At 34.1% G+C, this 11173-nt stretch carries 13 protein-coding genes; 11 read left to right on the top strand and 2 right to left on the bottom strand.

Annotation, left to right across the window (positions count from 1 at the left end):
* Window positions 1–1409: pyruvate:ferredoxin (flavodoxin) oxidoreductase (locus tag VIL26_08480; GenBank protein HEY8390963.1), on the bottom strand; the 1409-nt coding region annotated here is incomplete at its 3' end.
* Window positions 1410–1620: 211 nt separating this feature from the next.
* Complete coding sequence (locus tag VIL26_08475; GenBank protein ID HEY8390962.1) at window positions 1621–1776, bottom strand: hypothetical protein; 156 nt, start codon at window positions 1774–1776, stop codon at window positions 1621–1623.
* 289 nt (window positions 1777–2065) lie between these two features.
* Between VIL26_08475 and VIL26_08470 the strand changes: the two genes are divergently transcribed.
* The 11 genes from VIL26_08470 to VIL26_08420 form a co-directional block, all read left to right on the top strand.
* Window positions 2066–2467: a hypothetical protein gene (locus VIL26_08470; protein ID HEY8390961.1), complete on the top strand. Its 402-nt coding sequence runs from the start codon at window positions 2066–2068 to the stop codon at window positions 2465–2467.
* Between the two features lie 70 nt (window positions 2468–2537).
* On the top strand, window positions 2538–4028 hold the full coding sequence (thrC, locus tag VIL26_08465) for a threonine synthase (GenBank protein ID HEY8390960.1): 1491 nt from the start codon (window positions 2538–2540) through the stop codon (window positions 4026–4028).
* Between the two features lie 3 nt (window positions 4029–4031).
* A complete protein-coding gene (trpS, locus tag VIL26_08460; GenBank protein ID HEY8390959.1) occupies window positions 4032–5024 on the top strand; it encodes a tryptophan--tRNA ligase in 993 nt (330 codons plus the stop codon).
* Window positions 5025–5909, top strand: a complete 885-nt coding sequence (locus VIL26_08455; GenBank protein ID HEY8390958.1) for a DUF5685 family protein — start codon at window positions 5025–5027, stop codon at window positions 5907–5909.
* Window positions 5910–5983: 74 nt separating this feature from the next.
* Window positions 5984–6583, top strand: coding sequence for a hypothetical protein (locus VIL26_08450; protein HEY8390957.1), 600 nt, complete (start codon window positions 5984–5986; stop codon window positions 6581–6583).
* Window positions 6574–7113: a hypothetical protein gene (locus VIL26_08445; protein HEY8390956.1), complete on the top strand. Its 540-nt coding sequence runs from the start codon at window positions 6574–6576 to the stop codon at window positions 7111–7113. The genes VIL26_08450 and VIL26_08445 overlap by 10 nt, the downstream gene beginning before the upstream one ends.
* Before the next feature lie 252 nt (window positions 7114–7365).
* Window positions 7366–9060, top strand: a complete 1695-nt coding sequence (locus VIL26_08440; protein ID HEY8390955.1) for a hypothetical protein — start codon at window positions 7366–7368, stop codon at window positions 9058–9060.
* A gap of 4 nt (window positions 9061–9064) precedes the next feature.
* Complete coding sequence (locus VIL26_08435) at window positions 9065–9259, top strand: DUF951 domain-containing protein (protein ID HEY8390954.1); 195 nt, start codon at window positions 9065–9067, stop codon at window positions 9257–9259.
* A 78-nt stretch (window positions 9260–9337) separates the two neighbouring features.
* A complete protein-coding gene (lepB, locus tag VIL26_08430; GenBank protein HEY8390953.1) occupies window positions 9338–9898 on the top strand; it encodes a signal peptidase I in 561 nt (186 codons plus the stop codon).
* Window positions 9899–9909: 11 nt separating this feature from the next.
* Entirely contained in the window at window positions 9910–10758 is an 849-nt protein-coding gene (locus tag VIL26_08425; GenBank protein ID HEY8390952.1) for a DegV family protein, read from the top strand.
* A gap of 77 nt (window positions 10759–10835) precedes the next feature.
* Window positions 10836–11173 (top strand): PHP domain-containing protein (locus VIL26_08420; GenBank protein HEY8390951.1); only part of this gene is annotated, 338 nt, incomplete at its 3' end.

Below are 11173 nucleotides of genomic sequence, written 5' to 3'. Positions count from 1 at the left end.
TTACCAAATCTTAAGTGAGATATGGTTATACCGCCGGACTTCTTAGAATCGTAAACAAAATATCCTTGAGCATACATATCAGTATGATCGCCTATAATCTTAATGCTGTTTTTGTTAGCACCTACAGTACCGTCTGAACCAAGTCCATAGAACTTGCATCTAATAGTACCTTCAGGGCTTGCATTTATAAATTCACTGATATCTAAAGATGTATGGGTTACATCATCTACAATACCTACTGTAAAGTGATTTTTGGGATTAGCGCTTTCAAGATTCTTGTATATTGCGTTAACATGAGTAGGATTGAATTCTTTTGATCCCATACCATATCTTCCGCCGATTACAAGCTTATCATTGATATCATGTTCTGCCAAAGCAGCCAAAACGTCTTGATATAAAGGTTCGCCAATTGCACCAGGCTCTTTTGTTCTATCCAAAACAGCTATTCTCTTAACTGTCTTAGGCAAAGCATCTACAAAAGCCTTAGTTGCAAAAGGTCTATATAGTCTTACCTTTACAACGCCCACTTTCTTGCCGCGTGCATTCAGATATTCAACGGTTTCTTCAACAGCTTCTGCGCCGCTGCCCATTATAACTATTACTGATTCGGCATCAGGTGCACCTACATAATCAAACAGATGATAAGATCTGCCTGTTAATTTAGCCACCTTATCCATTTCTTGTTGAACGATTTCAGGTACTGCATTGTAATATGTGTTAGCAGCTTCTCTGTTTTGGAAATATATATCAGGGTTTTGAGCTGTACCACGTTGAATAGGATGTTCAGGGTTCAAAGCCAATTTCTTGAATCTCTTTACATCTTCCATATCAACAAGGGATTTTATTTCATCATATTCTATTCCGTCAATCTTGCTGATTTCATGTGATGTTCTGAATCCATCAAAGAAATGAACAAAAGGCACTCTTGCTTTTAGTGTGGAAAGATGAGCAACAAGTGCAAGGTCCATAACTTCTTGAACTGAATTGGAGGCAAGCATTGCAAAACCTGTTTGTCTTACAGCCATAACGTCTGCATGATCACCAAATATAGACAATGCGTGAGCTGCCAAAGCACGTGCTGATACATGGATAACACAAGGTAACAACTCGCCTGCTATCTTATACATATTGGGGATCATCAGCAATAAGCCTTGTGAAGCTGTAAATGTTGTAGTCAAAGCGCCGCAAGCCAAACTTCCGTGCAAAGCGCCGGCTGCACCACCTTCTGATTGCATTTCGGCTAGTCTTAATGTTTGACCGAAAATATTCTTTCGTCCTTGAGAAGCCCATTCGTCAGCATATTCTGCCATGGGTGAGGACGGTGTAATTGGATAAATCGCTGCAACCTCTGACAACGCGTAAGCCACATGCGCCGCAGCAGTGTTGCCGTCAATCGTCATCTTCTTCATTAAATAACCTCCAGCCGACGCTATAAAAGCGTCAAATTATTTTTTTCCATTATAAAAAACCTTTATTATTATAGACTCTTTGGCTATTTAAGTCAATGTATTAACAAAGTTTTTCCTGTTTAACACAATATTTTTCTATAAAAATCCAGTTATCAAAAATTGAAAACTTTTTTGGTTTTATTCATTGTATTTATATATATAAAAAAACGTATTAACTATAATAATTAAGTCCTGAATAACATCCATTGCAGCTTAAACCGTTTTCGGCAGCACAGCTTTCGCATAAAACCGCACCGCAGGTGTGGCATGTCATAAGATAATCAGTATCTACAATATTACCGCAATTAGAACACATAATTTTTCCCATTTTTAATTACCTTGCCTTTAATATAATCTTCTTGTAATAGTTTATCGCAAGGATTGGATTTTATGTAAAAGACTAAGTCTGCCTTTTTATGTAAAAGACTAAGTCTGCCTTTTTTTGATGCTTAAACATAAGCTTTAATCATAAAATGATAATGATGTGTCATTATACAAGGCTATTACATAATTATCAAATATGTCAAAAAACTAAGCCCCTATTGAAAATAAATTAAATTATAGTATAATGAAATTAAGCCAGTTAAATAAAAAAATTGATGAGGAGGAACTTCAAAATGATATCATTAATTTACGGCGGCAAAGGCTCGGGCAAAACCAAAAAATTAATTGAAGTAGCCAACGCAGCCTGCAATACCAATGACGGTTACGCCGTTTATGTCACAACAAAACCCAAGCACTCCACTCAAATCAATTCGGCTATAAGATTTATCGACACCAACGAATACGACCTAAAAACCAAAGATCAAGCAATGGGCTTTTTGAAGGGAATACTCGCTGCCAACAATGACATCAATCTTATGTATATAGACGGCTTGGCTTACATGGTTGGCATGGAAGTTGATGACATGCAAGATATCTACAAAGAACTTGAAGTTATATCCAATAAATTTTCAGTTGATTTTACAATTACGGTAAGCTGTGAAGTATTACCTGAATATTTGAAAAGATATACCTGATTGAGTTTCACAAATCCTTCTTTTTATGTATAATTATAATTATTAATTTTCATAAAAAAGAAGGTGAATAATGCGCTATACCAGTACAAGGAACAGCAAAGTTTCTGTTCTATCTTATCAAGCAATTTTAGACGGAATAAGTGCTGACGGCGGTCTTTATGTACCTGAAACGCTGCCGCAATTTGACCAAGCCCAATTAAAAAATTTAATGGATTTGGACTATCAGGGTAAAGCAGTTTTTATTTTAAAAGCATTTTTACCTGAATTTTCTGAAGATGAATTAAATGATTGCGTCTCAAAATCCATAGAAAGATTTGAAGATAAAATTGTTGCGCCTATTGTTAAGCTTGATGATAGCGTATATATACTTGAATTATGGCATGGACCGACATTTGCCTTTAAAGATGTTGCTTTGACGCTTTTGCCCAACCTGTTAAAGTTATCCAAACAAAAAGCTCAAGTAAAAGACAACATTTTAATTCTTACTGCGACAAGCGGAGATACAGGCAAAGCCGCATTAGAAGGTTTTAAAAATATAGACGGTATCAAAATTGCAGTCTTATACCCTACAGACAATGTTTCCAAGCACCAAAAGCTGCAGATGATGATTCAAGACGGCAACAACGTGCTTGCTTTGGGAATCAAGGGCAATTTTGATGACGCTCAAACTTCAGTAAAAAAGATATTCTGCGATGAACAGGCTGTTGCAGAGTTTAAAAAGTATGGTTACATACTCTCATCAGCCAATTCTATAAACTGGGGCAGATTACTGCCTCAGATAATTTATTATTTTTCGACATATCTTGATTTGTGTGAAATAGGCGAGATAAAGTTGGGCGAGAAGATTAATTTTACCGTTCCAAGCGGAAATTTTGGAAATATCTTAGCCGGATTTTACGCGAAAAAAATGGGATTGCCTATAAACAAGTTAATCTGCGCAAGCAATTCTAACAATGTGCTTACCGACTTTTTGACTCAAGGTAGATATGATTGCCGCAGAGAACTTGAAAAAACTATTTCGCCCTCAATGGATATCTTGATAAGCTCAAACACCGAAAGACTTATTTATGAATTATCCAATAGAAATGACGAAATTGTTAAAGCTAGAATGCAACAACTAAAAACCGGCGGTGAATACTCTTTGACTGAAAGCGAACTTCAGGAAATTAAAAGTACTTTTTTTGCGGATTATGCTAATGATATTCAAACAAAAGAAACACTTAATAATGTATATTTGGAAAAAGATTATCTTATGGACCCGCATACAGCAGTGGCTATGACCGTATATAATAGTTATCTTCTTTCTGAAGAAGATCCCACCAAAACGGTTATAATCTCCACAGCCAATCCGTATAAATTTGCTCCTGATGTGCTTGATGCACTAGAATATTCGGTACCTAATGACGACTTAAAAGCGATAAAAAAGCTCAATTCAAAAACTGGTTTTTATATACCAGAAGATGTTATAAAAGCCTTTGAAAAACCTATTTTGCATAAAAAGGTTGTTGAAAAAGACGAAATAATGAATGAATTAGTGGATTTTATAAATAAGGATAATTAAAAAATGGAAGACGCAAAAAAAATATTATTTAGCGGCATACAGCCTAGCGGTTATTTGACTATAGGAAATTATCTGGGCGCTTTGAAAAATTTTGTAACTTTGCAAAATGAATACGATTGTTATTATTGCGTTGTAGATTTGCATAGTATTACTGTTGATCAAGCTCCTGCTGATCTTAGACAAAACACATACAGCCTTATAGCCTTATACTTGGCGGCCGGACTAGATTATAAGAAAAACACATTGTTTGTTCAATCCCATGTGCCTGCACATTGCGAATTGGCTTGGGTGTTAAGCTGCAACACAATGTTTGGCGAAGCTAGAAGAATGACTCAGTTTAAAGAAAAAAGCGCAAAACATCCCGAAAATGTCAATGTAGGCTTATTTAGTTATCCTATTCTTATGGCTGCGGATATTTTATTATATCAAGCAGACCTAGTGCCTGTCGGTAATGACCAAAAACAGCATCTAGAACTTGCGCGCAATCTGGCTATTAGATTTAACAACAAATACAGTCCTACATTTACAGTTCCCGAACCTTATATTCAGTCCAAACAAAACGGGGCAAGAATTATGGATTTGGCTGATCCAACCAAAAAAATGTCCAAATCTGACAATGCAGGAGCGGTATTGATACTGGATACTCCAGATGATATAATGAGAAAGTTTAAGCGTGCTGTAACAGACAGCGACAATGAAATAAAATACAGTGCGTCAAAGCCTGGAATTTCTAATCTTCTTACCATATATTCAGCATTTACTAATAAGAGCATAACTGATTGCGAAAATGAGTTGCAAGGCGTAGGTTATGGAGATTTCAAGATAAAGGTAGCTGAAAGCGTAATAGAAGGGCTCAAACCCATACAGTCTGAATATTCCCGTATTATAAAAGATAAAGCATTTATAGAAGAAATAATTAATGAAGGAAGAGAAAAAGCTTCAAAAACAGCTTTCAAAACTATCAGGAAAGTGTATAAGAAGGTAGGATTTGTCTAGATGTACGGTTATATTACACCAGACAAAAGCAAGCTGTTTAAAAAAGACTTTTTACTTTTTAGAGCATTTTATTGCGGTATTTGCAAAACAACAGCCAAATATTTGGGTAATGTTCCAAGATTGACAACCAATTATGATATTACCTTTTTAAATATTTTTTTACATGCTTATCTTAATGTAATACCCGAATTCAAATCTCAAAGCTGCATTTTAAATCCTATAAAAAGAAAAGAAATCGCTCAGCCTAATCCCCTTTTGAAAGATGTTATGAATCTTAACATCTTATTAGCTTATCACAATCTAGCCGACAAGGTGATAGACAAAGACGGTTTCAAATATAATGCAGCACAAAACTTTTTAAAAAAACATTATTTAAAATCTAAAGAGGATTTGCCCGAAATAGATGACATTATAAAAGAAGAATATCAAAATCTGTTAAATCTAGAAAGACAAAACATTTCTAGTCTTGACCAGACTTCAGACTGTTTTGGAAAAATGATCACACGCAGTGCTGTTTTTATAATAAAAAAGCATAACGGCGATCACGAAAATATATATTTAAAAAGCTTCTTATATAATATTGGAAAATTTGTATATTTCATGGATGCTCTTGACGACCTTAAGGACGATTATAAACATAATAAATACAATCCTTTCTTGGCTAAGTTTAAAAATTATAATAACAGAGAAGAATTTATAAATAAGAACAAACCTGATATAGAATTTGCGGTCAATATAACAATAAATCAGGCAATTGAAAATTTTAATCATTTATCTATAAAAGAAGGCAGAGATTTATTATCCAATATTGTCTATTATGGATTAAGACGCAAGTTTTCAATGGTTTTAAATTCTACAAAAAAACAACACAAAGAGAAGATTTAATAATAAATTTTTTATATTAATGTTATCAATATGTGATATATTAAATATATACTGTATTAAAAAGGAAGAAATTAATGGCTCAAAACCCATACGACATATTGCAAGTGTCTAATGATGCTTCTATGGAAGAAATAGAAGCGGCGTATAAAAGACTAAAAGCAAAATATTCTGAAGACAGATTTAAAGAAGGCGAAGAAGGTCGAATCGGTGCAGTCAATCTTATGAATCTTGAAAACGCCTATTCTGAAATTCTCAATATGCGTTCAAAAGAAAAGATTCAATATGAATATGGCGCAGATTTGGGCGAAATCGACCAAATGATAAAAGACGGCAATCTCGACGGAGCCCAAGCTCATTTGGATAAAATGTCAGAACGCCCTGCTCATTGGCACTTTTTACAGTCTATAATATTTTATAAAAAAGGCTGGTATGATGAAAGCCGAGCCCAACTAAAATTAGCCCTTAATCTTGATCCTGATAATAATCAATATCAAACAGCTTTATCAAGATTGGAACAAGTTATGGCAAATGCAAATGCCAATCCTTACACCATGGGAGTACCTCCAGAAGTTCAAGATCAGCCTATTCAACCTGATACTGCCATGGGATTGAGCAATTGCTGTACTACCTTGTGCCTTCTTGACTGTTGTTGCAATATGTTGAGATGTTTCTAAAAAACACAAAGAAATTAGCCTATACGGCAATATTGTCTGCTCTTGGACTAGCATTAATACTATTAGGTGCTTATTTGCCCTTATCGTTTGTACCGTTTTTGGGGGCATCTCTATTGCTGTATTATGTCTTTGAAAAATGCGGTATTGTCTTTGGGTTTTTAAGCGGCATAACGGTGTCGCTTTTGAGTGTTTTGTTTTTGGGCGGATCAAGCATAGCTGAAGTCATCCCTTATATGGTTTTGTTTGCTCCGCACAGCTTCGCATCTTTTTTTCTTAATAAATTAAACCTAAAAAACAGCTTTGTAAAATACTTGATAAGATATGTAATTTTACTGCCGCTTTTTAATATTTCGTTTTATGTAATCTTCAAAATGGCAAGTTATGTACTTTTCAATATGAAAGCATTTGTAGATATTGTGGGCGGACATTATTTTGTACTAGCGATATTTATGAATGTTATTTTTATTTTTTATGACCAGACCTTTTCTTATATCTATCGCCAGCTTGTAAAAGCTCGAATTTTTAGATAATTAAAAAGTTCATAATTCTTGAAATATAAATATACAAAACTATCTAGGAAATCCTTAACTATCTCGTAATATCTTACATTATTTGCTCAAATCAATTTACTATTTTTTTACAAAATTTGATAAAAATACAATTTTTATCAAATAATTAAGCATTTTATTAAAAAATCACTAAAAAGCAAAACTGTTTTTTATAAATTGTCTTTTATGCAGTGATATGTTATAATAAAAACCATTTAAGAGAGAGGAAATATTATGGGAGAGTTGCTTTCCCCTATTGAGCTTTGGAATGATTTTTCTGTTAAGCTCGATGATCCAGAAATTAATGTCATCAATCAGACAGTGGCTGACGGATATATCTGCAGAGAGTTTTATTTTACTGCTTACCAGGCTCAAAACGGCAAGGTAAGAGCATATGCTAGATTTTACTATGACCCTCTTGCGATAGAACAATTCGGCGGCAAAGCCCCTGTTGTATTTTTCTTAGGCAGCAGCAAAAGATTTGAACAGACATTAAAATTTTTGACGACTAATTTAAAAGGCGTCAGCATTTTTACTATTGACTATTTTGGACAAAATCCTCAAAATTCACGCTATACCATATATCCTGAAGTTCTGTCTTATGCCAACTTTTCCATAGCACAAAACGACCTTAGTTTGGTAAAATCATCGCCCAAAGAATCGCCTTGGTATATTTGGACTGCTATGGCAAGAAGGGCGTTGACTCTTTTGGAAACACTGCAAGAAGTTGATTCAACCAAAATCGCAATAATGGGAATCAAAACAGGCGCCAACCTTGCATGGAAAATTGCAGCTACTGATAATAGAGCCTGCTGTTTTGTTTCAATGTTTAATTCGGGCTGGCTTGGATATGATTTTTTATATAAAAAGAACAGAGAATCAGACGTAGAGATAAGCGAAGAACGCAGCATATATCTCGCTTCATTATCAACCCAAAGTTATGCGCCTTTAGTAAAAACTCCTATTTTGGTTACACTTTCTACCAATGAATGCGACAGCACATTTGATAGAGCTTTTGACACTTATTCAAGAATTCCACAAGATACTATATCCTTGCTGTCTGTCATACCTTATTCGGATAAAGAAATATTCTTTGAGTATTCAAACACCATTATTAATTGGCTTAATAATTATTTGCTCCAAAAAAAGCAAGTTTTGCCTGAACAACCGAAATTAAGATTTTATAACAGTGATAACAGACTATACATTGAAATAAAAGCAGATACCGCACTTCCTATAAAAGAAATAAGGCTGTATCAAGCTACTGAAACGCCCGATCCTTGTATTAGAAACTGGACAAGACTAAAATGCGATACTGCGGGCGACGGCATATATTTTGCTGCAGCAGAAATCTTGGATGTATCAGAATATTATTTTGCTTTCGCAAATGTTTTTTATCAAAACGATTATGTATCTAGCAGCAATATGAGTGCAATAATACCTTCAGAATTAAAGGTTATGACACCCAATGTAAAAGCAAGCAGATTGGTGTACGATTCATCTTTAAATCTGGATTGCTTTACCGTAATCAATTCGGAAGAACTTTTCCACAACAGTAAAGAACTTGTTATGGAAAAAGGCGCTTTTGATATGTATGGAATAAAAGCATTGATAGGCGATCTTGCTACATTCAAATTGGGCGATCCAAAATTCAAGGGCTATGAAGGAGATCAGCTGCAAATAGGATATTATTCTCCTGTCAACCAAAAGGTTATAATAGCCTTAAAAAATTATATCAATGAAAAATGGGAATATGATTATTACTACACGCTTAATGTTGAAGGCGCGGAGATTTGGAATAAGGTTACACTTGCTGCTAATGAGTTCAAAACTTCAGACGGAATTTCGCTAAAAAGTTTTGAAAACATTGCATTGCTGTATATAAAATGTCAAGATAAATTTTTGATTAATAACATTATTTGGGTATAGCAAAATGGCAGATGTAAACACCAAAAACTTAGTTACAGGCGCAAGAGCCGTAATGAAAAAAGTTCATCCTTGCGGGAGCAATTTGTTTTTGATCACAAGAACAGGTGCTGATGTAAAACTTCAGTGTCTAGGTTGCAATCACGTAATTATGCTTGATTTGGTTAAGGCATTAAAAAGCATAAAAAGTATTATATTATAACATATTGTTTTTGTTTAGTGTTGGTAATTACACATAAATGTAACAATGCTATGATATAATTTTATGAGGCAAAGATAAATGGAATCACTTTTACAAAAAAGACGAAAAAAAATAATTACTTTTGGCGATATAGTAATTATGGTCATGATAATTTATCTTGCCGCTTTGAACCTTTATCATGGCTATACGATAATAGGTTCCTCAATGGAACCCACTTTCCATGAAAGTCAAATAATTTTGGTCAACAGATTTCCTTTAGAACCTCAACCAGGCGATGTTGTCATTTTGCTCAAAGATGGAAATACTGATATGTATATAAAACGCGTAATCGCCGTAGAGGGAAATACTTTTAAGTTCGTAAAAGAGAATGACCAAGTAAACCTTTATTTTAAAAAAGGTAATGAATGGAAAAAAAATAATTATGGATTCTCTATGACCACTCGAAGCTTTGGGGGATTCATAGAATTTGGCAAAGAATATACCGTTCCAAAAGATTGTTTTTTTGTTATGGGCGATAATAGAAATAACAGTACGGACTCTAGAACGTTTGGATTTGTTGCCAAACATGAATTAAGGGGCAAAGTGATTATGGACATATCGGACAATGAATTTTTAAAATGGATTTTTTATAGACAATAAAAGGAGCATTTATGAAAATTAAAATAACTGGTGATAGCACTCTTGACTTATCACCTGAGCTTTTGGAAAAGTATAATATATCTCTTATGCCCTTGGAGGTTAATTTAGGCTCTGACACTTATCTGGACGGAGTTAATATCACAAGACAAGACATATACGATTATGAGAAAAATACTGGAAAATTGCCCAAAACAGCAGCGAGAAGCGCACAAGTTTATAAAGAATTTTTTGAACAGTTTTTGAATGAGGGTTATGAAGTAATTCACTTTTCTATTTCCAGCTTTTTGTCTAGTTCAAATCAATCAGCTAATATGGCTGCAAATGAACTAAAAGGCGTTTATGTCATTGATACTTTGGCTCTCTCTACAGGTTCTGCTTTATTAGCTTTATATGCATATGACCTAGCCCAAGAAGGCAAAACCGCACAAGAAATAGTCGATGCAGTAAATGCCCGCATACCTCATGTCCAGACATCTTTTATAATTGATACTCTTAACTATCTTTATAAAGGCGGAAGATGTTCCAAGCTCCAGCTTTTTGGCGCAAATCTTTTGAAAATTAAGCCTACTATCATCATGAAAGACGGAAAACTTGATGTAGGCAAAAAATTTAGAGGTCCAATGCTAAAAGTTGTGCAAGGCTATGTACAAGATATCCTTGAGACATTTAACACTCCCGACACCAAGAGAGTATTCATAACTCACACTGACGCGCCTCAAGAAGTTGTTGACGCTGTAAGAAATATGCTGAAAGAAAAATTTGATTTTGCCCAAATTTTGGAAACCAAAGCAGGCTCAACAGTAACTTCTCATTGCGGCAAAGGAACATTAGGAATACTCTATATTAATGACGGAAAGTAAATAAAAAATAAATAACTATGTAAAAGGAAAAACCATACAACGCCATATAGGCATGTATGGTTTTTAAAATACACATTATGATTAATTCTGATTTTCACACACATACCAATTTTTCATTTGATTCAAAACAAGACTTAAAAGAATTAATTTTGCATTCTGAAAAAATAGGGCTAAAATATCTTGCAATAACTGATCATTTTGAAAACGGCTCTCTTTATGTACCTCAAGGAAAAGAACTTGATGTAAAAAAATATTTTGAAACTATAAGCTCTAATGTGGATTTTGCAAAAAAACATAATGTTGAATTGATTGTCGGAATTGAAGTAGGATATTTTAGAGAAAAAAATCAAGAAAACACCGATATAATCAATACATATAATTTTGATTATGTTATCAACAGTGTACATGAAGTAGA

This window comes from Clostridia bacterium, from assembly GCA_036562685.1.
Lineage (GTDB): Bacteria > Bacillota > Clostridia > Christensenellales > DUVY01 > DUVY01.
The sequence above is the reverse complement of the archived record's forward strand: the minus strand, read 5'-3'. Positions and strand labels throughout refer to the sequence as shown.